The sequence below is a fragment of the Allomuricauda sp. ARW1Y1 genome (assembly GCF_013407935.1).
Classification (GTDB): domain Bacteria; phylum Bacteroidota; class Bacteroidia; order Flavobacteriales; family Flavobacteriaceae; genus Flagellimonas.
The window spans coordinates 101868-128864 of sequence record NZ_JACBZU010000003.1 but is presented as its reverse complement, the minus strand read 5'-3'; the positions used below and the strand labels follow the sequence as shown (position 1 = coordinate 128864).

At 43.7% G+C, this 26997-nt stretch carries 19 protein-coding genes; 4 read left to right on the top strand and 15 right to left on the bottom strand.

What is annotated here, in order from left to right:
• Window positions 1-99: 99 nt before the first annotated feature.
• The 4 genes from GGE08_RS09570 to GGE08_RS09555 form a co-directional block, all read right to left on the bottom strand.
• Window positions 100-582 carry a GNAT family N-acetyltransferase gene (locus GGE08_RS09570; RefSeq protein WP_179384673.1) on the bottom strand — a complete coding sequence of 161 codons (483 nt, stop codon included), beginning with the start codon at window positions 580-582 and terminating at the stop codon, window positions 100-102.
• Complete coding sequence (locus tag GGE08_RS09565; RefSeq protein ID WP_179384672.1) at window positions 567-1904, bottom strand: phosphoribosylamine--glycine ligase; 1338 nt, start codon at window positions 1902-1904, stop codon at window positions 567-569. Before GGE08_RS09565 ends, GGE08_RS09570 begins: the two co-directional genes overlap by 16 nt.
• Before the next feature lie 45 nt (window positions 1905-1949).
• Window positions 1950-2252, bottom strand: a complete 303-nt coding sequence (locus tag GGE08_RS09560) for a hypothetical protein (RefSeq protein ID WP_179384671.1) — start codon at window positions 2250-2252, stop codon at window positions 1950-1952.
• A gap of 418 nt (window positions 2253-2670) precedes the next feature.
• A complete protein-coding gene (locus GGE08_RS09555) occupies window positions 2671-4299 on the bottom strand; it encodes a carboxylesterase/lipase family protein (RefSeq protein ID WP_179384670.1) in 1629 nt (542 codons plus the stop codon).
• A gap of 86 nt (window positions 4300-4385) precedes the next feature.
• Here GGE08_RS09555 and GGE08_RS09550 point away from each other — a divergent pair, with 86 nt between their 5' ends.
• The 4 genes from GGE08_RS09550 (at window position 4386) to GGE08_RS09535 (ending at window position 8917) form a co-directional block, all read left to right on the top strand.
• Window positions 4386-5123 carry an NUDIX hydrolase gene (locus GGE08_RS09550; RefSeq protein ID WP_179384669.1) on the top strand — a complete coding sequence of 246 codons (738 nt, stop codon included), beginning with the start codon at window positions 4386-4388 and terminating at the stop codon, window positions 5121-5123.
• 114 nt (window positions 5124-5237) lie between these two features.
• Complete coding sequence (locus tag GGE08_RS09545; RefSeq protein ID WP_179384668.1) at window positions 5238-6767, top strand: sensor histidine kinase; 1530 nt, start codon at window positions 5238-5240, stop codon at window positions 6765-6767.
• A gap of 154 nt (window positions 6768-6921) precedes the next feature.
• The gene (locus tag GGE08_RS09540) at window positions 6922-7251 is read left to right on the top strand and encodes an alpha/beta fold hydrolase (RefSeq protein ID WP_179384667.1); all 330 of its coding nucleotides are present in this window, start codon (window positions 6922-6924) and stop codon (window positions 7249-7251) included.
• 139 nt (window positions 7252-7390) lie between these two features.
• Window positions 7391-8917 carry a carbon-nitrogen hydrolase family protein gene (locus GGE08_RS09535; protein ID WP_179384666.1) on the top strand — a complete coding sequence of 509 codons (1527 nt, stop codon included), beginning with the start codon at window positions 7391-7393 and terminating at the stop codon, window positions 8915-8917.
• Between the two features lie 876 nt (window positions 8918-9793).
• Here GGE08_RS09535 and GGE08_RS09530 read toward each other — a convergent pair.
• The 11 genes from GGE08_RS09530 to GGE08_RS09480 form a co-directional block, all read right to left on the bottom strand.
• Entirely contained in the window at window positions 9794-10942 is a 1149-nt protein-coding gene (locus GGE08_RS09530; protein WP_409553493.1) for a formylglycine-generating enzyme family protein, read from the bottom strand.
• A 56-nt stretch (window positions 10943-10998) separates the two neighbouring features.
• Window positions 10999-12051: a UDP-glucose--hexose-1-phosphate uridylyltransferase gene (locus tag GGE08_RS09525; RefSeq protein ID WP_179384664.1), complete on the bottom strand. Its 1053-nt coding sequence runs from the start codon at window positions 12049-12051 to the stop codon at window positions 10999-11001.
• Window positions 12052-12055: 4 nt separating this feature from the next.
• Window positions 12056-13168 (bottom strand): galactokinase, encoded by a 1113-nt coding sequence (galK, locus tag GGE08_RS09520; RefSeq protein WP_179384663.1) that lies wholly within the window; start codon window positions 13166-13168, stop codon window positions 12056-12058.
• Window positions 13165-14730, bottom strand: a complete 1566-nt coding sequence (locus GGE08_RS09515; RefSeq protein WP_179384662.1) for an arylsulfatase — start codon at window positions 14728-14730, stop codon at window positions 13165-13167. The genes galK and GGE08_RS09515 overlap by 4 nt, the downstream gene beginning before the upstream one ends.
• 9 nt (window positions 14731-14739) lie before the next feature.
• Complete coding sequence (locus tag GGE08_RS09510) at window positions 14740-15858, bottom strand: aldose epimerase family protein (RefSeq protein WP_179384661.1); 1119 nt, start codon at window positions 15856-15858, stop codon at window positions 14740-14742.
• 165 nt (window positions 15859-16023) lie between these two features.
• Window positions 16024-17451 carry a family 43 glycosylhydrolase gene (locus GGE08_RS09505; RefSeq protein ID WP_179384660.1) on the bottom strand — a complete coding sequence of 476 codons (1428 nt, stop codon included), beginning with the start codon at window positions 17449-17451 and terminating at the stop codon, window positions 16024-16026.
• Window positions 17452-17527: 76 nt separating this feature from the next.
• Window positions 17528-20707, bottom strand: a complete 3180-nt coding sequence (locus GGE08_RS09500) for a glycoside hydrolase family 2 TIM barrel-domain containing protein (protein ID WP_179384659.1) — start codon at window positions 20705-20707, stop codon at window positions 17528-17530.
• Window positions 20708-20753: 46 nt separating this feature from the next.
• Window positions 20754-22076, bottom strand: coding sequence for a sulfatase (locus GGE08_RS09495; RefSeq protein WP_179384658.1), 1323 nt, complete (start codon window positions 22074-22076; stop codon window positions 20754-20756).
• Window positions 22077-22208: 132 nt separating this feature from the next.
• Complete coding sequence (locus GGE08_RS09490) at window positions 22209-23234, bottom strand: L-rhamnose/proton symporter RhaT (protein ID WP_179384657.1); 1026 nt, start codon at window positions 23232-23234, stop codon at window positions 22209-22211.
• 10 nt (window positions 23235-23244) lie between these two features.
• A complete protein-coding gene (locus GGE08_RS09485; RefSeq protein WP_179384656.1) occupies window positions 23245-24660 on the bottom strand; it encodes an L-fucose/L-arabinose isomerase family protein in 1416 nt (471 codons plus the stop codon).
• Window positions 24661-24702: 42 nt separating this feature from the next.
• Entirely contained in the window at window positions 24703-26994 is a 2292-nt protein-coding gene (locus GGE08_RS09480) for an alpha-L-rhamnosidase C-terminal domain-containing protein (RefSeq protein ID WP_179384655.1), read from the bottom strand.
• Window positions 26995-26997 lie beyond the last annotated feature (3 nt).

Genomic DNA, 26997 nt, shown 5'->3' with positions numbered 1-26997 from the left:
CACTCCAGCCAATAGTATGCCATCAAGCCTATTATAATCAATTTTGAAATCTATACCTGGTGTTGTTCTGAAGTTTTTTTGATTACATGGTCTGTAAAATCAATCCGGTTCCCTGAGCAACAACTCTTCGGAATCACCTTCTTTCTCAAGGCTTTTCACCCATGTAAACCCATTCTTTTCATAAAACTCCCTGAGACCGGGCTCCTCAACGGTCAGCCAGAACCCTTTGCCACCATAAAGCCCCTTAATGCAAGTCAACCAAAGGCTTCCCAACTGTTTTCCTCTGTGGGCCTGGTCCACAAATAGATACCCTATGTAGAGGTATCCTTTTTCAATATAGAGTCTTACATCATCATCAAATACCTGCATGTCGGCGGGGAGACCTTCGAACACCATGCCACCTGCAACGATACGATCCTTTTCGGTGATCACAAACAGTTCCATGGCATCTCGGGATTCCGCAATACACTGTTGAAAATAAGGAGGCCAATCGTCTGGCATGGCTGCCGTAAAGCTATCAAGTGGACCCTCCCACTTTAAAAACTGTTTTTGATGTTGACCAGAACCTACAGCAGACCCCATGACCATAATTTATCAGAATCCTCCAGCCAACGATCACCGATATCGGTGCGGTAATACCCATTGTTAACGATAACGTTTTGAATGCGATTGTACATGCTTCGCTGTGCATCTCGCATGGTAATACCCGACCCCGTTACCAAAACAGCAATCCCCGTATTCCCGGTGATGAGCCATTGATCATTGACTTTTTTAACGTGCATCGGATGTACTCCATCCATTTGGTCCTTTTTGAATACCACTACGGCATCCTTTGAAAAAAGCTCAAAGGTCTTTTTATCATCATAAGGGAAAGGTGGAACCACAATGTAAGCCCCAACTTGAAACCCTTTTTTGACCTGAATCTGATTTTGGGTACCCGCTGCCACCCCTTGGAGCATTCCTCCGAATGATTCCAAAATGCCCGACCGCTGAATAAAGACCTGCGGATATCCAAAACGTGAGGTGAATTCCAACGGATAGATACCTACCCCGTTAACGATGCAGTTTACGTCGATATGTCCACGAAAGCCTTGCTCGGCTAGGGTCCGTTCAAAGGGTTTTAGTGTTTTTTGGAACAAAGGGGAATCGGTTGTCCAGAACATACTGGTTCCCATCTCCCCTGTGGATACGCCCAATTCCTTTGGAAATAATTTTTTATGCTCAAACGTAATGTTCACCGGGGTCAAAAAACGGGTTCCATTAAAATAGGCCCCGATGGCCACCTCGATTCCTTTCACCTTGTGCTGCAATTGAAAAGTACCAAAGCGGTCTCCCCACGATTTTTCATAGGCGTACAACATACGGATCACGTCCAGACCACGATCGTCGTTGCCCACAAATAAGAGTTGCTTTAATTCCTGGGTCTCCCCCGAAGGTTTTAAAACGTAGGCATTTGGATGTGCTTGGATATGGGCAATGGCTTCTGAAAAGGAATCAAAATCCTTGGATGCCAAAGTTTTGATCTTGTGCCGCCGAAGTTCCGATTGTCCAAAATTACGATCAAGCTCCAATCGGTCGGTATACGGGGTACCCCCAAAGACCAATTTCCCAGCAGCCCGCAATTCTTCACATTCCTTTCCGTAGCCCGTATAATCGAATACGATACAATCCGCCCACTCTACATGCTTTCTCCAGTCGGTGGCCTTGGCTACAAAACCATTGCCAATTTCACGCGATGCCCTATCTTCAATGAACATTTTAACCTGATAGCCCTCATTTTTAACGGCTAGGGCAATGTCCAGAATTTCCCCCCACCGAGAAACAAACAACATTTTGTTACCGATTTGGGCACTTTTTTTTCGGCGTTTCGCCGAGGGGTCTTCTTTACTTTCTTTTTCTATCATTTATGTATGCTTGCAACATGTGCAACTCTCTTCAAATAGCTATGGTTATTTAATCAAAACCAATTTTGTGATGCGATAACTTTCGTACGTGTCGCCCGTCTCGTCGTCCAATTCCTCGTCTATGGTATAGCTCACTTTATATAAACGGTCTACTGTGGACGCATCCAACAAATCAAAACTGTCCCATACGGAATCGTCCACATCTTGGAATTCATACGGGTTTCCATCTTCACCCGAAAAATAATAGGTGTCATCCTCAAAACCGTTGTAAGTGGCAGTTATGGTCTGCTCTTGTACCATGGGCGATAATGACAACACCAATGTCAATAATATAATCATGTTTTTCATCACAATAAAAATTTAATTGATTGAACCGTAAATAAGATAATGCCTTGTGAAAAAAGGGATATATAACTTCCCGAGCGGGAAGGGCAAAACATCAAATGAATATGTGTGAACCAAAAGAAAAGAAGTCTCGGTTCCATTATTCTGGGGAGTCAGCATCATTTGTCGGGAACCTACGCCGTAGATGATTTTGGACATGGACTCCAAGTAAGCCAAAATCCCCGATAGTGTGTTCGCAATCATGGTCTTTTGCCTAAGGCAAGACACTTAAATTACGAATCAAAGGACGTAAAAAATCGCGTAGGTTGTATCGGGAACCGATAAAAAATATTTCGGGGTTCGATCTTCTTAAAAAGCCCTTAGTTAGGGTCCCGTTTTACCCGGGACCCAACTTTAGGGGGAGTCAAACATCCTAGCAACATCAGTTGTTGTAGTTCTTATCCAAGAACTCATATCGTGCGTCATCGGTAGCCTCGGTCAGTTTACTTTCCGTATCGATGATCATTACAGGTGGGGTGTTGTCGTTTTTTTCCGCAGCTTCCCAGTCAGGAAGAGCATCACCATTGGGGTTCCCATTTTTGATGAAATTGGCAAAGAACTCCTGCATGGTCTTGGAAGCTTTGTAATCTTCTGCGGTCCATGCATAATCGTCCACAAGGTGCAGATTACCCATAGCGTACTCGATTTCTGCAGCATGGGGAGCACCAATAGCTTTGGGCATTGGTGGCGCATCGGAATTTCGCTCTACAGTTCCCCCTGCCAATCCAGACATCAAATTTTGATCTCTAAGCGGTGGTCTTATTTTGCTGTACAAATAACGATAAACGGGCTGGTCGCTGTGATCACGGTGCAAATCGAACCATTTCCAAGTGCTGTAAGCGATAAAACGGTCGGACGCCAAGTTGGTGGCGGCCCATTGAAGCTCTTCTGCCGTACTATGGGGATATAGCTCCAATACTTTTTGGTAGTCTTTTGGATACGCCTCCTTTACCTTGGCCAAAAATCCATCTTGGGTTATGGGACCTTGGGTAAAGGCCATTCCCGGGATTTCCGCGGAATTCCATCCGACCAACAGCGGTACCTGTGCCTGTTCCTTTGAGGCAAAAATATCGGTCAATGGCTTGGGAAGCAAATAGCCATCGATCACCATAGGAAATCCAAATCGCTGGGATTCGGTATAGATTTCATAGATGTCACGGGTACTCAGCTTCCGGAGTTCGGCAATACTTTGAATGCCGACGCTTTCCAAAAACTGTACTCCTTGTTTTTCGGCCTCGGCCAATGGTACTGGAGCCATGGTTGGTGGGATGGCAGCACCGCTCTCCCCTATCGCTCCGTTGATCAAATCTTTGGACAGTGGGGAAGCCATCTGTACGCTTACTCCAATGGAGCCTGCTGACTCCCCTGCTATGGTCACTTGGTTTGGATTGCCTCCAAAGGCGGCAATGTTATCCTGTACCCATTTCAAGGCCATGTTTTGATCCAATTGGCCATAATTTCCGGAAGCTTTATAAGGTGCTTCTGCAGAAAGCTCTGGATGGGCAAAGTTTCCAAAAATATTTAGACGATAGTTGGTGGTGACCACAACGACACCTTTTTTTGCCATGCTCTCACCGTCATATCGATACTCCGATGCATCACCGGCCACATTACCTCCGCCATAAAAGTAAACCAGCACCGGAAGATTTTTATCGGTTCGTTTGGCTGGCGTCCAAACATTGAGGTAGAGACAGTCCTCGCTTACGCCGTTGGACCGTGATTTCATATCGCCGAACACCATAGCTTGGACGGGCCTTGGTCCAAAAGCCTTGGTTTCCTTAACGCCCTCCCAAGCATCCAAAGGCTGAGGAGCTTTCCAACGTAGTTCCCCTACCGGTGGTTTGGCAAAAGGAATCCCAAAATATTTTTGAATTCCGGTGTGGGTATCATACAAGCCTTCTATAATCCCTTTTTCGAGGGTGACCTGAACGGGGAATGCATTTTCGTGTTGTGCAGTAAGTTCCGATATTCCAAAAAGAACTACCATTATGGCAAATAGTTGTTTTTTCATTGTTCCTTGATTTTCTATTGTTACATAGTGTTACAATAATACTTTGTTTTTATGTAAAATTGTACTTTATTTAGAAAAATTTCGATTTGACCCTTAAAAAGCAAACACTACAACAAGAGGATTATATCCCAAATCTGGCTTTTGACTCCGTTATTTTTGGGTTTAACGGCAAAAAGCTCAAGATACTGATATTGGAATACAGAAACACCGGTCTCTTTGCCCTGCCAGGAGGCTTTATCCGGCGCGATGAGAACTTGGATGAAGCCGTTAAAAATGGGGTTAGGGAGCGAACGGGCCTAACAGATATTTATTTGGAGCAGTTTCAGACGTTTGGTGAAGCGAACCGTGCCGACCCAGAACCCATGAAACGGATTTTGGAAATGAACGGTCTTGATCCGGCATCCCATCAGTGGCTCTTGGGCAGGTTTATTTCGGTTGCCTATTATGCGTTGATCAACTTTGAAAAAGTAGTGCCCAAACCAGACCCTTTATCGGATGGAATCGATTGGTATGCCCTAGATGAGCTTCCACCCTTGATGATGGACCATCAGACCATTATTGAAAAAGCCTTGGAGACCCTTCGTGAAAATCTGGAAAAGAAATTACTGGGAACTAACTTGCTTCCTGAAAAGTTTACCATGAAAGAGCTACAGCAAGTTTACGAAGCCATTTATGGTACATCGCTTAATCGCAGCGGATTCCAGCGAAAGATGTTGAGCTCAAACACGCTGGTACGGCATGAAAAAAGGTTCTCTGGAAATGCACACAAGGCGCCCTATCTGTACAGTTTTAAGGCCAACAATGTCGTTCAGCCCATAGAATAACCAGCAATCGTAAGCCTAGCTTTCCAATTAAAAAAATTGGTTATTTTAGGCTAGCCCAATAAGGGCTTTTTTATATCCTTATGAAATAAGTACTTAACCAATTTCGTTTACCTGATGGACCAATTTGATTTTAGGTACTTGACCACTGTTGTATTCACATCGATTTTTAGCGTTTTTGGGATATACCACCTGCTCTCATTCGTTGTATTGAAGCACAGGCTCTTGCTGTACTATTTTATTTTGATTTTAGGGCTTACTCTGCATTGGAGCCTTTACTTCTTTTTGAACGGTGCTTTTGGAGGGGAGTTTGCGGTACTTGCCGACAAGGCATCCTTGACCACTGCCATGATCACCACCTCGGGCCTTTTGCTGTTTACCAAAAGTTACCTCAACATAACGGCTGACAATCATCCGCTTTTATCAAAAATTTACAAAGTAACCCTACAAATTGTGGTTGGTCTACCTGTACTGCATATTGCCAACCACCTGACAGTCCAAATAGGTTGGTTGAACGATTTTTTGGTGTTGATGGCAGCTTTTATGGCTATGTATGCAATACTTCTGAACATTTTTTCCGGTATCCGATTGTTTCGTTCCCATGAACTGAACCGTTATTATTTGTATTCCTATACTCCCATTCTGATGGCCGCCCTATTGTACATCGGAACATGGTTCGCAAAACGGTATTATGATTTCGATGTCAATCCCATCCTCCTTACCACCTCCATTTTAGTCACCTTTCAGCTCATTCTTTTTTCGCTGATCATAGGATTTAAGTACAAGGCCATTGAGGAGCAACACATGCAAATGCAGGTAAACGCCAATAAAAGGTTGGAAGCGGAAGTGGCTAAGCAGACAGCGGACCTGCAGATGGCAAAAAAAGCATTGGAAGACCAAAATGAAGAGCTCGAAAAAATCAATCAGCTCAAGAACAAACTTTTCTCATTGCTCTCACACGACGTAAGGGCCCCTTTGAACAATGTGGTCACCATTATCGAATTGATCCAACAAGATATTGAAGACAGCGAACTCAAACCGATAACAGAAAACCTTAAAAACGAAATTTCCGATAAGGTCTCCATGGTCAACGATTTGTTGAAATGGTCCTACCAGCAGTTGGATGGGGTCGGAATGGATAAAGAGGAATGCGATTTGAACAAGGTATTGGAATCCATCAAAGATGAATTTTCCAGAATGGCCCAGGATAAAAACATCACTATTGAAATGGAGGTCTCGCAACCCACTCTTGTCATCGACCCTACCATGTTGCAGGTCGTTTTGCGAAATCTTACCTCAAACGCCATCAAGTTCAGTGATAACGGGCAAAAGGTCGTTTTATGGTCGCAAAAGCAAGGCGAACATATTGAGCTGGGGGTTGAAGATTTTGGTATGGGCATGGAAAAAGATTGGTACCAACGGCTTCAAAACGATAAGCGGCCCGAAATCAGGAAAGGTACTAAGGGCGAAAAAGGGACTGGCTTTGGTCTGGTAATCGCCAAGGATTTTGTGGAAATGAACGGAGGCCAGCTCATTTGCGAGAGCGAAATGGGCAAGGGTACAAATTTTATTTTACGGTTTCCCGCAAACAGCGACAACACCACATCACAGACAAAGACATCAAATAGTCCCGTTCATTCCCTGTAGAGGATTTTCACCAAAATAAGACTGATTTAGGTGATTTAAGGGACCATAGTGAGACCTATACGATGGATTCTTTATGGGCATACCGATTTTTGACCGATCTCCAAATGACAGTAACGTATCCCTCAAAGTTGGACACTTAAAGCTTTGAAAACCTGTGAATATTCACAAAGAGAACCAAACGAAAATGAACGCCACCTATCAGGAAATTCCCAATTGGAACCACGATTTCAGCGCTATTGGGATGGTTCACAACGATTATTTGATTAATTTTAAAACGTTCACTCCAGCTATTAAAATCCCGGTGTTGTTTTTTTATGGTGAGAATGATTGGACCATAGGGCCTGAACATTATAAAGGAGTTTTATTCCCCAATATGGTATTGTTGAAAAGTTCATCGGGACATATTCCTTTTATGGAAAACAAAGACGACTTGGAAACAGCGATGGATATATTTTTAAACACATACAAAATCAATCATCCGTGAACCAAAGCCTGATGTGAACAAGAGCAATTGTTGATCAAGAACCCTGAAATTTTTCATAAAACATACAGCACCCACGAACAATCCTTAGAAAATGCCTTCGGCATTGGGGCAGGGGCTGTATTTTTTCATCCCATATAACATGAAATTAAGCGACATAGACAAGGTTGAACTAGTGTATCTCCAAATCGAGGATTATTTGGAGATAAAAGATGTTATGCAAACAGCGTATACCTCAATGCCGGATGCTTATTGGAGGGAGGCCCATATCGGCAGCCTTTTGACCAAGTTCCCCGAAGGACAGGTGGTAATCAAGGTCAATGGCCAGATAGCGGGTTGCGCCTTGTCCATTATTGTGGACTATGACAAGTTTGACGACAACCATTCCTATAAGGAGATAACGGCCAACTATACTTTCGACTCCCATGATAACGATGGCGATATGCTTTATGGCATCGACGTATTCATTAAACCTGAGTTCAGGGGATTGAGGCTTGGAAGGCGTCTGTACGATTACAGAAAGGAACTCTGCGAAAAATTGAACCTAAAGGGCATCCTCTTTGGCGGTAGGATACCTAACTATCACAAATATTCCGATACGATGTCGCCGAAGGAGTATATTGAAAAAGTGAGGCGCAAGGAGATTCATGACCCCGTTCTGAACTTTCAGATGTCGAATGATTTTCACCCGGCACGTATCTTAAAAGGCTATTTGGAAGGGGATGTATTGTCCAAAGAGTTTGCCGTCTTGTTGGAATGGGACAATATTTATTATGAAAAGCCTGCAAAAAAGGCGGCCATCAAGAAAAAGGTGGTTCGATTAGGACTTATCCAATGGCAAATGAGACCTTATCGGGATATTGAAGCTTTGCTGCAACAAGCAGAATACTTTATTGATGCTGTAGCCGGATATCGGTCGGATTTTGCCTTGTTCCCAGAGTTTTTCAATGCGCCATTGATGGCCAAGGATAATCACTTGAGCGAATCCGAGGCCATTAGAAAGTTGGCCATGCACACCTCCGAGATAGTCCAACGGTTTTCGAATTTTGCCATTTCATACAACATCAACATTGTGGCGGGAAGCATGCCCGAGATTAGAAATGACAAACTGTACAATGTGGGCTATCTCTGCAAAAGGGACGGGACCACGGAGCGGTATGAAAAATTGCATGTGACCCCCGATGAAGCCAAAGTGTGGGGCATGCAAGGTGGGGAACAACTCAAAGTTTTTGATACGGATTGTGGAAAAATAGGCATACTCATTTGCTATGACTCCGAATTTCCAGAATTGAGCAGGTTATTGGCAGACCAGGGCATGGATATATTGTTTGTACCTTTCCTAACCGATACACAAAATGGGTACTCAAGGGTAAGAAACTGTTCACAGGCAAGGGCCATAGAAAACGAATGTTACGTAGCCATTGCAGGAAGTGTGGGCAACCTACCCAATGTGCACAATATGGACATCCAATATGCCCAATCCATGGTTTTTACACCTTGTGATTTTGCTTTTCCTACCAATGGGATCAAGGCAGAAGCTACGCCGAATACGGAAATGATCTTGATTGCGGACCTTGACATTGATTTATTGAGGGAGCTTCATCAATTCGGTAGCGTTCGGAATCTTAAGGATAGAAGAACGGATTTGTTTGATTTAAAAAAGCGATAGGGTTTTACAATTATCGCTTCAACACTGCTACTGCGCAGGTCCGCGTAGGAGGCACTTTTTTAACAACTTGGGTCAACAATCATTCAAGAGATATTAAAACAAAAAAACCTGGCAATCTAAAGATTGTCAGGTTTTATGTCGGGGTGGCAGTCTTATAACTACTTACCTATGTATCTGTCGATCAATTGTTTACATGTATTTTTTAAGTTCCATGCACCTGATAGCACAACAAAACCAAAAAAGAGCATTTTGAGATAGAATTTGACCTCCTTTGATTGGATAAAATTACAAAAAAAATGTTTAATTGGTTTTTAATTAAATCTACCCATCTATTGATGAAATTTTGGCAACTAAGCTCCTTTTTATTCCTTGACTAACCGCACCATTATAAACTCCACGACGGATAGGGCTAATTTCTCTTGAGGGGTTGCCATTTTTCCATATTTAACCTTCTAATCAAAGATTATATTTTAAGTTCTGTTAATCTTATGTTTTTATGCTTGAAAAGCATTTTTTACTATAAATTTAATTGCAAAATAGTACACTGTAAAGGAATAAAGACACAAGATAAGAAAGATGTCGTTTGGAGACTTTTAAGATGCCTAACAAAAGTACCTGCTTAAGCTTAAAGAGTAGATTGAGAAGAGTATATACCAAGAAGTTCAATACCTACCTTTGAAGGACTATGCTAAACAATTGAAACCTCATTAAGACCATTTCTAGCAGTAAAGGCTACTTATTAATTTACGAACAATTAAAATTGAGCAGATTAGAAATTGTTCATAATTATCGATTTATGGTGTATCAAATATTGTTCTCCTACCCTACGCAGTCTAACAGATCCCAAATCCAACTTTAATATCTGTCAAATCAATTTTATTTAAAGGTCGACTCAAATTCTCTTACCCTAAGCACTGTTCTAAAACCCAAATGTTCCATACCAGAATCGGGACTAGTGGCCATTCGTGCCGAAATTCTATAACTAGCGCAGTAGGAATCACTGCAAAGAAATGAACCGCCCTTGATGACCCTTTCCCTAGCATAGGGATTGTTACTATTGAAAGGGAACTCGGCTCCCTTTGGATTTTTCTGCACCGTATTATTTGAGGAGATATTTTGATAATACGTGGTATTGTACCAATCACTGGTCCATTCCCAAACGTTTCCTGCCATATCGTAAAGGCCAAAATTATTTTGAGGATAGTTCATGACCGGGGCCGTTCGTTCAAACCCATCTTCTTGGGTGTTTTTTACGGGAAATTCGCCTTCCCAAGTATTGGCATGGGAGCTTAGTTTTGAGATTTCATTGCCCCAAAAGTATATACTGTCATCTTTTCCAGCACGGGCGGCATATTCCCACTCTGCTTCTGTGGGCAGCCCACGGCCTACCCAATCACAATAGGCCAAGGCATCCTCATAGGTGATATGCACTACCGGATGTTCATCCTTCCCTTCAATATTGCTTTCTGGACCAGAGGGTCGTTTCCAGTTGGCGCCGATCTTCCATTCCCACCATTGTGAATAATCGTATAGGTTTGGCACGCTGGACTTTGTCTTTTTGAACACCAGGGAACCAGGCTGTAATATGGAATCAGGCGGCTTGGGTGTACCTTGGGGCAACTGTTGTTTCATCTCCTCCCAATCGATTTCCCGTTCGGCAACCGTGACGTACCCCGTTTCGTCCACAAATTGTGCAAACTGTGCATTGGTCACCTCATGGATATCCATGAAAAATCCATCGATTGCCACTGAATGCCGTGGCTTTTCATGGGCCATTGCCATCCTATCTGAAGGAACTGCGCCCTGAAAAAACTCACCTCCAGGTACCCAGACCATTCCATGGGGTGTCTCTAGGCCCTTAGGCTGAGCGATGATGATTTCCAACTCGTACTTGGAAGGTTCAATTTTATCCGTATGGGAATTACTCTTCCTACCATCGCATCCCGACAATAGAAGTAGGATACAGACCAAAGTACTATAAAACAAACTTAAAAGTCCATTAGGTACTACTGCTAGCAATTTAATTAGGTTTTTATCCATCAATTTGGGTGATTTAGACGAAGGTAATCAAATGCTTCAATTCAGGAGCCTTGGTTTTGTTTCGTATAATGTATTCCGGAAAGCAGCTTCAACCGTTCAGCGGCCTGTTCTGCGGTAATATCCCGTTGTGGGTTGGCGAACATTTCATACCCGACCATGAACTTCTTAATGGTTGCAGATCGTAATAACGGAGGGTAAAAGGACATATGGAAATGCCATTCATCATGCTTCTTTCCATCTGTTGGCGCTTGATGGATACCCGAGGAATAGGGAAACGAGGTCTCGAACAAATTATCGTATTTAATGGTAACTTCTTTAATCATCCTTGCAAAGCTTGTCCTTTCGCTTTCGGAAAGTTGCGTAATGTTCTGGTAATGTTTTCTGGGTGCGATCATGACCTCAAAAGGCCATACCGCCCAATAAGGGACGAAAGCGATAAAATCATCGTTCTGCACTATGATTCGTTCATTGGCCTTGATTTCCTGATCAAGGTAATCCTTCAATAAGCTTCTCCCGTTGCTATCCCAATACGCAAGTTGCTGTGCTGATTTTTTTTCAACTTCCAAGGGTATCGAATTTTGGGCCCATATCTGTCCATGAGGATGGGGGTTACTACACCCCATTAGCTCGCCTTTGTTTTCAAATATCTGAACGTGATTGACATCCGTTCTTGACCCCAAACCTTGATATTCCATTTGCCATATCTCCACAACTTTCGTAATATCCTTGGTCTCCATCAAGGGCAGGGTCAGGGAATGGTCAGGAGAAAAGCACACTACTTTACAGATTCCACTTTCCCCCCTGGACCTAAAAAGACCTTCTACCATATCTATAGTCGGCGTGTCTTCCAATAATGCGGAATAATCGTTGGTAAAGGAGTACACCGAATCGTAATTCGGATTGACTATTCCACTGGCCCTCGTATTCCCTGGACACAGATAACAGTCGGTCTCGTAGGACTTTCTTGTTTCAGCCACAATTTTTTCCTGCTTTCCCTGCCAAGGGCGTTGGGTCCGGTGCGGCGAGACCAATATCCATTCACCTGTCAATATATTATACCTTTGATGCGCTTGCTTGTTTAAATTGATTCTCATTTTGTTAATTAATGCGTGAGGTTCCTTGACTGGGAACTGTTAAGAAATGGGAAAGCTCTATCCCGAATTTATGCTTATAAGCCCAAGAAGCTTCATCCACAAACTTCTTGACACCACTTTTATGGATGATATTGAGGGTACAGCCGCCAAATCCACCCCCTACCATACGGGCACCTAAAATATTCTGTTCCGTTTTGGACATATCGACCAAAAAGTCCAGTTCTGGACAACTAACCTCATATTTTTCCCGCTGCCCATGGTGCGACTCATAGAGTAGCTGGCCCAAAGAGACCATATCCCCTTCATTGATGGCACTAGCAGCGTTCAGTACCCTTTGGTTCTCTTCCAAAACATAAGAACATCTTCTATATCGTACATCACCAAGTTGACCAGCACATTCCTCCACCATATCCCGGGTAATGGACCTAAATGAGTTCACTACCCCGAAATGTTCGGAGATGATACGAAGACCTGAGGCACTTTCTTCCCTCCTCATATTGTATGCACTTGTGGCCAGATTGTGGGACACATTGGTGTTCAGCATTAAAATGACATAGGGGTCCAACTTCGTTGGGATATACTCATAATCCAGGTTTTTGCAATCCAACAACATGGAATGACCATCCTTTCCCATCATAGAAGCGAATTGGTCCATGATCCCACATTTCGTACCCACAAAATTGTGCTCTGCCCTTTGGCACAGGTGAATAAGCTGCCACTTATCCAATCCCAGATCAAATAATGCATTCAACCCATAGGCAAGGCCACATTCCAAGGCCGCCGAAGAACTCATCCCGGAACCAACCGGCACATTGGTATGTATGGCGCAGTCAAACCCCTTTAATCCCTTGCTGAGAAGTTGAAGCTCTTTGAGCACTCCCAATACATAGTCATGCCAACCTTCGGTCCCATGGTTCAGATTATAGAGGTCTGCCACAAAAGTAGTATCAAAACCCTCACTTTTGATGGTGCACCTGTTCTTTGTCCCATTCTTTCGCAGATTTAAAAAAATATGTTTATCGATAGCTGCTGGCAGCACAAAACCATCATTATAATCGGTATGTTCCCCTATTAAGTTAATCCTGCCCGGAGAGGCAATTGATATATCCCATGTCATAGTGTTCTTTGTTTTAATTCTTTCTTTTGAAATTCGGTAAACTGTTCTCCTGTGATACTTTCGAAATTTTCAATCATCTGCCGTACCTTTTTGGGGTGTTTGGAAGCCATGTTCCTTTGCTGACCAGGATCTTCTTTCACATTAAAAAGCATGTACCCATCGGAATTTCCCAGTTCAATGTCCACGTTTTCAGCAATGGGTGGTCCCTTATAAGGGGGTATCAATACCCAGTTACCTTCCCTGTATGCCGTCCTTGTCGTGGCTTCCATTACCAGATGTTCCCTGCCTTGGTCTGTCTTTCCCAAGAAAGTGTTCAACAGGTCTTTACTATCCGTCCCTTCGACGTCCGCTGCGGTCAAACTGGCCAAGGATTGAAGGATATCCAACTGTGAGACAAGAGCGTCAGATACCTTGGGACGTATCCTACCTTTCCAATAGGTAACGAACGGTACTCTGGTACCTGCCTCGTAGAGACTGTACTTGCCACCACGAAGACCGCCATTGGGATCATGCCCTCCCAACTTTTCAACGGCATCGTCCTCATAGCCATCATTAAGTACGGGGCCATTATCGCTGGAAAGGATGACAAGAGTGTTTTCCAAAAGTCCTTTTTCCTTCAAGGTCCCTATGAATTCCCCAATGGCCCAATCCGCTTCAACGATAACATCCCCTCTAGGGCCCAACCCAGAGGACCCTATAAACCTTGGGGCAGGGGTTCGTGGCACATGGGGCTGTTGCATGGCATAGTACAGAAAGAAAGGATGGTCCTTACGTTCCGTGACAAAGGCTTGGGCACGTTCCAAAAAAGTGGCTGCCATGGTCTCATCCACCCATTTAGCGGATTCCCCTCCCTTCATAAACCCTATCCGGGGAATCCCATTGACAATACTGTTGTTGTGACCATGGTGCCAATCCATTTTAAGTAATTCGGGGTTGTTCTTTCCCGTTGGTTCCCCTTCGAAATTCTTGGAGTAGTCTACTTGAATAGGGTCGTCCATTTCCAAATTGACCACGTTTCCATTCTCGATATATACTGTGGGCACCCTGTCTTGTGTCGCCGCCATGATAAAGGAATAATCAAAACCCACTTCATTGGGACCAGGCGTGATGCTTTTGTTCCAGTCCAGTTTTCCATTACCCAATCCCAAATGCCATTTACCAACAATACCCGTTTTATACCCTTTTCTTTTCAACATTTTGGGAATGGTAATCTGAGCGGTATCGATAATCAAGGGCGCCGTGCCCGGTAAAATTTTGGCCTGCTTGTTTTTCCATGGATAGATACCTGTCAGCAGTCCATAGCGACTGGGCGTACAGGTGGCTGAAGTAGCATAGCCGTTCGTAAACTTAATACCGCCATTGGCCAATTGATCCATGTGGGGCGTTGATATCTCTTTGGCTCCATAGGCGCCTACATCGCCATACCCAAGGTCATCAAGATAAATCACCACAATATTCGGCAGTCTGCCATTTTGGATTTCATCTTCAGACCGGTCCGTTACATTACCCTCCTTGCATGCGGATAAAACGAAAATGGCCAAGACAAGAAAAATGTTTTTCATAGTGTTGTTTCAATGAGTGTTACGAATGGTTTCTCGATCGGTCATGAACCGATAAATACAAGTCGATTGGTACACCTCTCCAGGTTCCAGGACCGTGTATGGAAAAGTATCTTGGTTTGGGGAATCCGGAAAGTGCTGTGTTTCCAGACAAAACGCCTCCCTGTATCCATAGGTCTTACCGGACTTTCCAATGACGCTCCCATCGAGAAAGTTCCCGCTGTAAAACTGCATCCCCGGTTCAGTGGTGAGCACCTCCATGACCCTGCCACTTTTAGGCTCCGATACCCGGGCCGCAAATACAATGGCACTTTCCACTTCATTCCAACCCTTTAGAACAAAATTGTGATCATAGCCTTGGCCATACGCCAGTTGCTGGTGCTTTTCATGCCAGTCCCTGCCCATTGGTTTTGCTGTCCGGAAATCAAAAGGGCTCCCCTGTACCCTTGCCAATTCACCTGTAGGAATCATATTGGAATCAATCGGGGTATACCTGTCCGCATTGATCTGCAGCAAATGCCCATCGACACTTCCGCTCCCCTCACCGAACAGGTTGAAGAAAGAGTGGTGCGTCATATTAACGATGGTTGGCCTGTCCGTCGCCGCATGATAAGTGATTACCAATTCATCGTTTTCGGTCAACAGATAGTTTACCCTCACCTTTAAATTTCCCGGATACCCTTGGTCCATATGAGGTGAGGTACCCCTAAATTCAAGTTCGTTGTATGCGAGTTGCCTACCTTCCCAAAAAACCTGACTGAAACCGACGTTGCCACCGTGTAGGTGGTTGCCCCCATTATTGATATCCAAATGGTACGATTGCCCATGGAGGGTAAACTGGCCATCCGCTATTCTGTTGGCGTATCTTCCCACTAAAGCCCCAAAATAACTTTCCTTTCCCATTAAGTATCCCTCCAAGCTATCAAAGCCCAAAACGATATCCTCATACCTCCCTTCACGGTCAGGTACCATTAAGGATATAAGTCTTTGACCGTAATTGGAAAAGGTAGCTTCGAGTCCGTTCCCATTGTTCAGCACATAAAGTTGCGCGTCTTGACCATTGATACTATACTCAAAACGTTCACGCCTTATAGTGGTTTTCAGCTTATGTCTATCTGACCCAATATTCATGGAATAATGTAACTACAACTCATAAAATGCATACTGCTCTCTTTGGTGCATGCCTAGATTATCTGGATAGCGAACAAATACATCCCGATATTATTATACAATACAGGGCTGGCCATTTTTCATGATTGACATTTGACTCTCCACTTTATCACATCATGAAGGTGTTCATTCATCCTTCAGTTCAACCTCCCATGCATCAGTCCATTGCAGTGGTTGGATAGTTCCGTCACTATTAAATTCCAATGGAGCACTCCAATATTGATAATCATGGCCTTTGACACCATCGGACGCCGACCCCCATAAATCTCCCATCCAAATGTAATCAGTGCCATTTTGGCTCTCTAGGGCCATGACATAGGTCTGTTGTGCAGGGATTATCGGTCGTTGTGGTATACCAGGACCGGTGAGGTAAGCCCGGAACGATATATTGGCTATCTCGATTTCATTCATGTAAACAGCATCAAAAGGGTAATTCAAATTGGGTTTGATCCTTATCCTGGTCGCTTGGATATCGGGAAACACATAGGTCAGTCTTACTGAAATTGCAGATTTTTCGACCTTAGATTTCTGAACCGTTATGTTTTCCCAATGATCATAGTCCCAAAAGCTGAATTCAAACTCGGGCAGGATAAATTCCGGATGTACCCTAGGATTGTCCACGTCGCCACAGTTGGCGGGACGATTCCCTGTAAATAGGGCTATTTCCATACTTGTAGGCCTTGATTCATCAGTGAAATTCAATTCAATGGCCTGAAAAACAGAATCTTGTTTTTGAACCGTTTGATAAACGGTCCCTGTTTTTACGCCATCGTTCAAAACACTACTAAACTTACCTGGGTATCGATTAATATTTCCAGTAAATTGATAACCCGATAGTGGGTCCCCAGAAACATAAACCCTCGCTCCTGAACCCTCGTTACAGAAACAACAGGTATAATCCGTCAACAGGTAATACTTTCCATTGCGTTTGAATTGCGACCCTGCTTCCATATGCTTTGCAATCACTCCTCCATTAAGCATTGTGGACCCCGTATAATCATCATTCAGCATTTCTATGGACACTTGATGGTCCTTGATGGTATTGTAACTGATATAAGCCTGCAGGTCATCGTCGACGAACAATCCAAAATCACCAAGGCCAATATCAGAATTGACCATCTTAACATCATCATTGATAATATCGAACGGTCCTGTGGGACTCTTGCTAACCGCAACCCCGAAACGTCCTTCCCACAACTTAGGGTACCAATTGTACCACAGTACATAATTGTCGTTCTTTTTATTGTAGATGACATGGGGGCGATAGTACACACCGGTAGGTTGATTGGGCAACAAGCGTCCCTCATGTTTCCATGTCTTTAAATCGTTGGAGCTATATACCGAATAGTGGTTCTTGGAAGTGAACCCATTGGTGGTACCATAAGTCGTTCCATACCAATAGAATGTATCATTGAATTCAATCACACGGCCGTCGTGCACATCGACTATGTGACCCTTCGAATCATAGCTATTATCGTTGTTGCTTACTTGTATGCTTTGACCATGGGTAGATACACAGCCTATAAAAAAAACAAACAGCACTATATGTTTCATGACATTTAATTTTTATAAGGGACCTTTGAGCAAGGAACCCTTTGTTGGTTAAAATGTAGTTTTAATCGCTCATTTTTCAATCCCTGGGCAATTTCACCCTACCTTTATTGGCCTCATCCACTGGTTTCAAAACAAAGGTGTATCCGTAGTTTTTGGCGGGTACCCGGAATTCTTCATGGGGAAGCGCTGCCATGGACCAACTGTCGTCTCCACCTACACCCATTTGCGCTAAGTCGATATTTACCGTGATGAAGTCTTGTTTTTCCAAATCGTAGGCATGTAAGGCCTCATCGATGTTTTCTGTAGTGTACGGCCAAGCGCTCACACTGAGGTTGTCGCTTAAACCAGCCACGTATAGACCGTTTTCAACTGAATTGGTCAAACTAAACCAGCGCACTTCTGTTTTGTTACCATATTCCTGTGGCCGGATATAACCTCGGTATTCTTTTCCAATCTCTTCGGAATATTCTCCTATATCAGCCGACAATTGGCGGTCTTGGTAATTCTCGTGCGGACCTTTACCCAGATAGGTCATCGTGTTGTAACTATTCGGAACTCGCATCTGCATCCCGTATTTTGGGAGCATCGGCAAGTCGGCATTGTCATCTAATTTGAAACTGTTATCCACTTTAACCGTAGCGTCAGGATATACAGTGTAGGTCATTGTCAAATCGGCTTTTACGTCTTCTAGACGGTATTGGCTTACCATCACGGCTTGTTTGGAAGATTGTTCCAATACTTTAAATGATTTTAATTCCGCATTTTTTTCAGCATCCTTCCAAACGCCCAAGGTTTTTGGTGTACGTCCGCCACCACGGTCGTTATCTGTGGTTGGTCGCCAAAACTCGGGTTGCAGGCCTTGCGTAACCAAATCTGCTCCTTTATGCTTAAAAGTGGAAAGTTCACCAGTCGTTTTATCGAATGTAACACTGAACTCTTTTCCTGAAACAGTCACCGTTTCCGGAGCATCGTTTACCGTCAGGTCATTTCTATAACTTGAATTGACGTCAGCATCTTTTTGAAACGGCAGTTTAAATTGGTGCCAGGCTACCTCATGTCCCTTTGGCGACCAGTTGGTAGCGGTTTTTTGGCGTAAACCAACACGCAAGAAATATTCAGCACCACCTTTCAGCTTTGGTTTTTTATAGGAAATGTTAACCGTTGTGGATGCATTTGGGTTTGCTGAAACATCCGTCAATTTGCCTTCTTTTAAGATTTTGCCATCTTCCTGAAGTTGCCAAACCAGCTCAAAATCATTTAAGTTGGTAAAGTCAAAGCGGTTGTTCAACTCAATCTGGCCATTCTCCAAATTCACCTCAGAAAAGGCGACTGGCTGAAACACCTTTTTTACTTCCCATAGTGCAGGTTTGACTTCACGGTCTGGGCCGACGATACCGTTCAAACAAAAGTTAAGGTCGTTCTGTTCGGTATCGCCCATATCGCCACCAAAAGCGTAATATTCCTCACCATCTTTAGTCTGTAACAAACCTTGGTCCACCCAATCCCAGATATATCCGCCAACCAACTGGTCGTGCTTGCGGATGGCATCCCAGAACTTGAATAAATTTCCTGTGGAATTACCCATACTGTGGGCATACTCGCACCAAATAACCGGTCGGTTTTCGCCTTCCAGTTCGGACATTTCGATCATATGCTCAATCGGCATATACATCCGGCTAATCATATCCACATAGTCTGGGTCGGATTTGAGTTTGCCATCTTCTGTGCGTCCCCAATTTTGTGCGCCTTCGTAATGAATCGGGCGTGTCTCGTCGTAGCTTTTAATGAATTGTGACATCGATGCGTGATTAAAACCCGAACCACTTTCATTGCCCAACGACCAAAAAATGATACTGGCGTGGTTTTTATCGCGTTCCACCATGCGTACGGCGCGTTCCATAAAGGCGTTGTTCCAGCTTGGAATATTACTGAGCTTGCCACCCAATGCGTGGGTTTCGAGATTGGCCTCATCCATGACATAAATACCGTATTCGTCACACAGTTCGTACCAACGCTCATCGTTTGGATAATGGGAGGTTCGCACCGCATTCACGTTGAACTTTTTCATCAGTTCAATATCACGTCGCATGGATTCCTCTGAAATCACCTTACCCGAAATAGGGTCGTGGTCGTGGCGGTTGACGCCGTATATCAACACAGGTTCGCCATTCACCAAAACTTCGCCTTTATCGCTAATCCCAACTTCTCGAAATCCGATTTTAGTGCTTCTGGCTTCCAAAAGTATGCCGTTGGGGTCGGTCAATTCAAAGACCAAAGTGTAGAGATAAGGCGTTTCTGCAGTCCATTTTTTTGGATTTTTGATGCTGCTTTTCATTAGGGCAAACGCAGGCTTGTCACGTTGGCCGTACCATTCCCAATAGATTTTATTGGCATCGATTTCTAAAGGGTCTGTTGGAATTTTCTTTCCATCCGCATCAAACAAATGCGCTTTTAAGGTGTAGCCTTCCAATTTTTCATCCACATATCGCTGTATTCGCGGTCTAATTTGCAGTTCGGCGTCTTTGTAATTGGCATCAAAATCCGTTTTTACGAAAAAATCATAAAGTTGCACCTTTGGCGAGGCCGTAAGATAAACATCTCTATGAATACCGCTCAGGCGCCAATGGTCCTGATCTTCCAAATAACTGCCATCGCACCAGCGATAGACTTGTACGGCGAGTTGATTGTCGCCCGCTTTCAAATGGTTTGTAATATCGAAATGACTTGGCAGTCGGCTGTCTTCGGCATATCCGACCATTTTTCCATTAACCCAAACGTAGTATGCTGAACTCACGCCTCCAAAGGACAAAGTGATTTGCATATCCTGCCAATCATTCGGAACGGTAAAGCTGGTACGGTAATTGCCAGTCGGGTTGACCTCTGGTACTAATGGCGGGTCAACGGGTTTAAACGGATAGGTCACATTGGTATAAATTGCCGTGCCGTAACCTTGTAATTCCCAATTGGAAGGTACGGGTATTGTTTCCCAATTGCCATCGTAGAAATTCTCAGTATAAAAATTTTCAGGTGCCTCCTTCCGATTTTTCGAAAAGTTAAATTTCCAATTTCCGTTTAAACTTTTGTAGCGGCTAGAAGCCTTACGGTCGGCTTTTTTAGCTTCTGCAATGGTTGCATAGGATACTGATGTCGCTTTTGCGGGCAGTCTATTGATGCCATTAACCTGAGGATCTTCCCACGGTCTTACCGTGCTAGGCATTTCCTGGGCCCAAGAATGTCCCAAAGAGATGGCTGTCATAAAAATGACAGCCCAATTTTTATAACTACATTTCATCATCTATTACCTATTGTTTTTTGTAATCTGGGTTATTTTCGGGAAACTTCGCACCCAAACTTTTCAATTGGTTGTCCATCTTTAATTTCAACTCCTCCAATTTTTCCGGATTATCCTTGGATAGATTCTTTGCTTCCGAAGGGTCGTCCTTTAAGTTATACAGCTCGTAGACCTCATCCTCATAAAATCTAATAATCTTCCAATCTCCCTCCCTATAAGCCGAGGAAGGTTTCCCATGCTGGGGACTGTAATGGGGTAGGTGCCATAGAAGCCCTCTTTCCACAAGTACTTGATCATTGAAAATAGGAACAAGGCTTTCACTGCCTTCCGCTTTGGTATCCGATCCCACTATTTCAGTGAACGTATTAAAAAAGTCTTGTGCTATTACTGGGGTTTCATTCACCTGTGACCCTTGAATTCTTGAAGGCCAGCTGATAATCAATGGTTCCCGAATACCCCCTTCATATAAATAACCCTTCCCTGCTCTTAAGGGACCATTATCGGTAGGTGGGGTATGCTTGGCAAATGCAGGGACCTCTTCAACGGATAGACCACCATTGTCGGATGTGAAGAGAATGATCGTATTATCCCGAAGTCCAAGACTTTCCAATGTTTTTACAATACTTCCTACGTTGATATCTATGGACTCTACCATAGCTGCATAATGTGCATTGGGAAATTTTTCCAAACTGTTTTGGGCTCGTTTGGACACATACTTGTCCACCAAGGAATCCTTGCCTTCTATGGGCACATGTGGTGAGTAGTAATTCAGTGATAGGAAAAAAGCACTATCCTTTACTTGATTAATGTAATCCACCGCCTTTTCCGTGAGCACATCCGTAAGGTAATCCCCTTCTTTACTGCCACCCTGTAGTTCAGGTTTTTGTCCCTCAGGGAAGAATGGATAAAAAAACGTGCTGGGTAAGCCGTTATAACTACCTCCAATGTTTATGTCAAATCCTTGATGCTGCGGCTCAAACTTTCCTCCACCAAGATGCCATTTACCAATAAAACCGGTTCGATACCCCTTTTGCTTCAATACCTCAGCCAGTGTGGTGAATTCCAGATCAAGTTGTTGGCTGACCGGGGGTGTTTTTAACTTTTGATTTGGTCCTGCTGGGGTATTTCCATGAATATGCTCCGTGATATTCACACTAATAGGGTGCAAACCGGTCATCAGACTTGCCCTGGAGGGGCTGCACAGAGGGGCAGCTGCGTAGGCATCCGTAAAACGGATACCACTGTTTGCCAATTCATCCAGATTTGGGGTTTCGATAAAGTCATTTCCGTAAGAAGAAAGATCATGCCATCCCATATCATCTGCGACAATCATAATGATGTTAGGTTTTGATTTTTGTTCTGTACTTTCTTTACTCGATTCCGTCTTACATCCCGAAATCAGTAGAATTGAAACGATTGAAAAAAATAAGTTGGTCTTGCTCATTTTCAAGTGTTACTTAAGATATTATGTGATTTGATTACTTAGGCCAATGATTATGGTTGACATGATTAAAATGGCCAAGCCTGTTGTTAAATTCAATTTAGTTTTTGTGGTGGTATAGGACCATTCTTTGGTCACGATTCCCCAGAATGTGCTGAACATAATTATGAAGATGGTATGTAATGTCCAACTTGCAAAATCAAGTTCTCCCATCAGGGAACTCCCCATTCCGTAAAACATAAACTGAAAATACCATGTTATTCCAGCAATCGCTGCGAACAAATAATTCTTCTTTAACGGTACACTTCTGTTTGTAAAGTCCCTAAATGATTTATTCCTGAATAGCAATACGAAACACCAGACAAAATTGCTAGTCAACCCGCCCAATAAAATTATGATAAACACGGGGCCATTTTGCCAAAGTGGATTGGCCCCGGAATCCAGAGCCAGCTCTGCCATGGGAGCACCAGAAACTATACCAAATGCGAAACAGGCACTCATCACTCCAGCAAAAAAGGCAACGATCACACCTTTGACCAAATCAAATGATCGACCATTAGCCCCCTTCTTCTCCCGTTCACGCAGAACGCCTGCTCTACCACATATGGCAATTCCAACGAGTGAAACTAAAATTCCGAACAAGACCAGTTGACCGGAAGGGTTGCCAACCAATGTATTAAAGTTGCCTTGATACAATGGTGGTAATAGAGTGCCAAAGGCAGCGGTCAAACCTAGCGCAAGTGCCATACCAAGGGAAATACCCAAATAACGCATCGCCAAACCAAAACTTAAGCCACCAATGCCCCATAGTACACCAAAAGTATAGGTCCAAAATAAGGTATCGAAGGAAGCATTCCGGATAATCGGCCAAGTCTCAGGAACAGTTATAGAAGAAACCAGTATTGGAGCGATTAGCCAAGCGAACAGGCCATTCAAAAGCCATCCCGTTTCCCAAGCCCAGTGACGAATTTTTTTGATGGGCAAATAAAAAGACCCCGCAGCAAAGCCGCCCGTGGCATGAAAAAAAACTCCTAAAATTGGATTGGACATCATGTAAATTTTAACAAATTTGTAAAAGCTTTATCTTTAGTAATTGCGCCAATTTTTTAAGCTGAGCCGCCTTGTGCCCCATTCCGATGGCACAATGGTGGGAAGGGCCCGCCAAAGACCATTTATCGATAAAATCACGTATAGGTATTGGAAATTTATAACGGGAATTGGTATTGCCAATTTGTAATGTATCCCCTGAAACAGATGCTCCCTCGGCGCAGATAAGGAAAATCTCCCCATCACGGTTGTGTGCTACGGATAAAAGTGTTACGGGACCGTTTTTAACCTCCATCTGAATGGAAAGCCCTTTTCCCGGTTTACCATGATAAACCGGTAATGGGACCAATCCAACCTTTCCCTCAGCAATACTGAAATGAGCGGGGCCATCATGACCCAATAACATGATATCCTCTTCAAAATCCATGGCATAGAACTCCGAAAAAGAACCCCCGACTCCCATCAAATCAAGCATCTTCATGGCTTGCACGTTCTTAATCTCATATTCACCAGCCACGGGAACATTTTTCCCGGTTAGTAGGGTCAATCCGGGAATCAGTGAAGTAACAATATCCTGACATCCTGTATCCCCGTTTCCTTCATAATAATACGCCAGGGAACCAAGTTGATAATGCTCTACCAGTTTGTCCAGTGCTACTGCAGTTTTTGCAGCCCTTATGAGTTCATTGGAATCACAATCCGTACTTACTTTGAATTCAATACGGAAGTCTTCTATTTTATTTTCAATATCCTCCTTGCCCACCTCATCCCTGAGTTTTTTAAGCATTCCAAATTCAATGATTTCAAAATGATTTCCAAAAGTGGAGGATTGTTGGGTAAGATCACTGTAGACATCCAACATTCCATTGTAATAATGTCCCATTACCCCTACTCGGTTTTCACGCATCCCCTTTACCACCTTCAAAGCCACCAGATAGTCCGAAATCTCGCTTGCAACATAATCTTCCTGTAAATACCCTGAAATCAAGTAAAAATCTATCCCCGCCCGATTGAAAACGCTCGATAATTCGGGGGCGACACAACTTTGACAATGGGCGAGCCATTCACCTGTCATCTTACCCCGGTCCCCCATACCATTGAACTTTTTATAATCAATGGCCTTTACGGGCTGAAGGTTCAGCACAATTACAGGAACCTTTACCTTTTGCGCAATCGGTAATACATTTTGGGACAATGCGTAGGTGGAAATGAACAGAAAGATACAATCCACATCTTCAGCGCTAAAGATCATCGCGCTTTGTTTTGCCTTGAACGGATTGTCTACCATACCGGTATCGACTACCTCAACGTCATGGGTCTCCAACAAGGATTTTACTTCCGACTGATATCCCATGAGACGGTCCAATAGGCCTTCAAATTGATCCCAATAGGTGTCCAACCCAATTCCAAATAATCCAACTTTAAGCATATATCAATTGCATTTACCGGTTGAAGGTATGTCCATAATCGTCTAAAAAGCTGTTATGGAATGATTCCCTTGCCCTATTTTTAAAATGTAATAGCCTTGTTTGACCTCCACATTATCCGCTATAACTTCTTTATTTTTAATAATTCCTTCTTGATTCATATCCACAGTTCCATAAGCCGTCTGAATATAAACTGATGCCTCCGTATTTGATGGAACTGTTATATCCATTTGATACTTATCTGATTTTTCAATGCTCACCAAAATATCCCCCTTTATGCTTGGTACAAGGGCTTGAACATTTTTTAAGGGGCCCAATTGCGGTCGAACCTCAAAGGTCCGATAACCGGGTGTTGCAGGAGCAATACCTGCCACGTATTGGGATAAGAGGGTCAGCCCTCCACCACTCCAAGCATGGTTAATGGTTCCTCCACCGAAACCTTCTTTTCCAATGCCCCATCCTTCCCATAGCGTGGTGATGCTGGGATGGTTTACCATTGTTGAGAACCTTTGTTTCAACCTTTCCATGGCGAATTCAGGATATCCCATCTGGAATAGGGCCTCCACAACATATTTTTCCATATAAGGGCTCGCATGCATTTCTTTTTTGAACACGTCTAGAAGTGCAGGGAACTTATCGGGATCAGTAAGACCCGAAACTACCGCAAGGGCCTGTGACCTATCATCCACCTTTCCGCCATATTCCGGGGATCTATAATGGTTTCCGTTCCAAAAATTAGTGTTGAAGGCTTTTTTGAACGTATCCATCCGGTACCTGATATTCTCAGCCTCTTCTGTTTTTCCCAGTGCTTCTGCCATTTTCAATAGTCCCTTCTGGGCTAAATGGTATTGGGTGTTCAACAGTACGGGAATATCCTTGTTCTCGCCCCAATCACCCCAGGTCCAACCCCCTTGACGCAGTTCGAGTGTTCCGTCGGATCTTAATTTCCATACGGAGAGGTACTTTTTTACGGGTTCGTACACTTCCTTTATCGTTTGAATGTCCCCGGTATGGAGATAATAGTTGTAAAATCCATAGTAGCCAACACTGGCCAACATTTGACCTGGCAATTCCTTATCCCAGTTTCCAGCTGGAATAGGTGAAAAAATAGTACTGTCCCTTCGCTGCCAGTTCATAAGTTCCATAATTCCCTTTTTTACCAGGGCATCGGATTTTCGGTCTAGGGCATAGAAAGCCTCTCCGCTTTCCAATACCTCATCGCCCCACCATTGTGCCCTTTCCCTATCGGGACAGTCCATATAGGTATCCCTCATGGTCACATAAAGCGTTCGCAGCGACTTCTGCCACAATTGGTTATAGAAGAGATCATCACAGACGAAGCTACCTGCGAATTCCGTATCATAGCCCGTTTCCCTGAATTGGAGCCCCAAAACCTTTACCCCTTTGGGAATACTGTACAATACGTTGTGACCATTGATCCAACCAGGAAGTTCAAACTCCTGCACCCCAGGTTTGGATACATAGATTCCCCTAATGTTCGGAGCCCCGCCACCATTGTAATGATCGGTCCTGATGTCAATGGTATCATTTCCAGTGGCCGATTCGATCTTCAAATAAGGGTTTACTTGGGCATTGTAGGGAAGCTCCATGGAAATGGTCTTTCCATCGGAAATAAATGGATAGACCCGTTCATTTTCATATGCCCGCAATCCGAAATCCTTCCACTGCGGTATGATTCTTTTGGTAAGTTTGTTCCATGGTGCCACCGGAGGAACTCCGTTTTCAACGGCAGAAGGAAAACCGTAAGTGTCAAAATTGGGGGTCGCGAATTCAAAATCGCCTTTGTTCGCATCAAAGAGAATATTGGATTCAGGGAGTCGGTAATTGGGATGAGGTCCCTGGGTTTCACCAAAGGATGCGTGTGGCCATGCTTTCCATGAACCATCGGATAAAATGGTCACATCCTCTGACTGCAAATCGAATAAAAAACCTGCCGTTCCGCTGCTATTATGACTGAACCCATGCTTGCCAAAATATTGTAAGAGGACAGCAATCGAATTATCCCCAACCTTCAGATGGGCACCAATCGCTACCTCATCGTAATAGGTGTCCTCAGGGCTGGGGCCCCTTTTCAGTCCACCTTCCCGAACCACCATATTACCGTTTATCCAAAGCCAATACTTGGAGTCAACCGCAATTCTTGCCATTAAGCTATCCGAAGGCAAATCCTTTAGCTCAAATTCCTTTCTAAATACCGTCCATGCATTGACGGAATCCGTCTGGTTTTTAGCGGTTATCCATTCTGCTCTCCACGGTCTTTCCCCATTCAGGGAAGTTAAGCTTGAAGAACCATCTTCATTCTTGGATGAATTCATATC

Excerpts from the sequence above, each read along its gene's own strand:
- GGE08_RS09570 (WP_179384673.1), bottom strand. The coding sequence starts at position 582 with ATGGGGTCTGCTGTAGGTTCTGGTCAACATCAAAAACAGTTTTTAAAG.
- GGE08_RS09565 (WP_179384672.1), bottom strand. The coding sequence starts at position 1,904 with ATGATAGAAAAAGAAAGTAAAGAAGACCCCTCGGCGAAACGCCGAAAA.
- GGE08_RS09560 (WP_179384671.1), bottom strand. The coding sequence starts at position 2,252 with ATGAAAAACATGATTATATTATTGACATTGGTGTTGTCATTATCGCCC.
- GGE08_RS09555 (WP_179384670.1), bottom strand. The coding sequence starts at position 4,299 with ATGAAAAAACAACTATTTGCCATAATGGTAGTTCTTTTTGGAATATCG.
- GGE08_RS09545 (WP_179384668.1), top strand. The coding sequence starts at position 5,238 with ATGGACCAATTTGATTTTAGGTACTTGACCACTGTTGTATTCACATCG.
- GGE08_RS09535 (WP_179384666.1), top strand. The coding sequence starts at position 7,391 with ATGAAATTAAGCGACATAGACAAGGTTGAACTAGTGTATCTCCAAATC.
- GGE08_RS09525 (WP_179384664.1), bottom strand. The coding sequence starts at position 12,051 with ATGAGAATCAATTTAAACAAGCAAGCGCATCAAAGGTATAATATATTG.
- galK (WP_179384663.1), bottom strand. The coding sequence starts at position 13,168 with ATGACATGGGATATATCAATTGCCTCTCCGGGCAGGATTAACTTAATA.
- GGE08_RS09515 (WP_179384662.1), bottom strand. The coding sequence starts at position 14,730 with ATGAAAAACATTTTTCTTGTCTTGGCCATTTTCGTTTTATCCGCATGC.
- GGE08_RS09510 (WP_179384661.1), bottom strand. The coding sequence starts at position 15,858 with ATGAATATTGGGTCAGATAGACATAAGCTGAAAACCACTATAAGGCGT.
- GGE08_RS09505 (WP_179384660.1), bottom strand. The coding sequence starts at position 17,451 with ATGAAACATATAGTGCTGTTTGTTTTTTTTATAGGCTGTGTATCTACC.
- GGE08_RS09500 (WP_179384659.1), bottom strand. The coding sequence starts at position 20,707 with ATGACAGCCATCTCTTTGGGACATTCTTGGGCCCAGGAAATGCCTAGC.
- GGE08_RS09495 (WP_179384658.1), bottom strand. The coding sequence starts at position 22,076 with ATGATTGTCGCAGATGATATGGGATGGCATGATCTTTCTTCTTACGGA.
- GGE08_RS09490 (WP_179384657.1), bottom strand. The coding sequence starts at position 23,234 with ATGTCCAATCCAATTTTAGGAGTTTTTTTTCATGCCACGGGCGGCTTT.
- GGE08_RS09485 (WP_179384656.1), bottom strand. The coding sequence starts at position 24,660 with ATGCTTAAAGTTGGATTATTTGGAATTGGGTTGGACACCTATTGGGAT.
- GGE08_RS09480 (WP_179384655.1), bottom strand. The coding sequence starts at position 26,994 with ATGAATTCATCCAAGAATGAAGATGGTTCTTCAAGCTTAACTTCCCTG.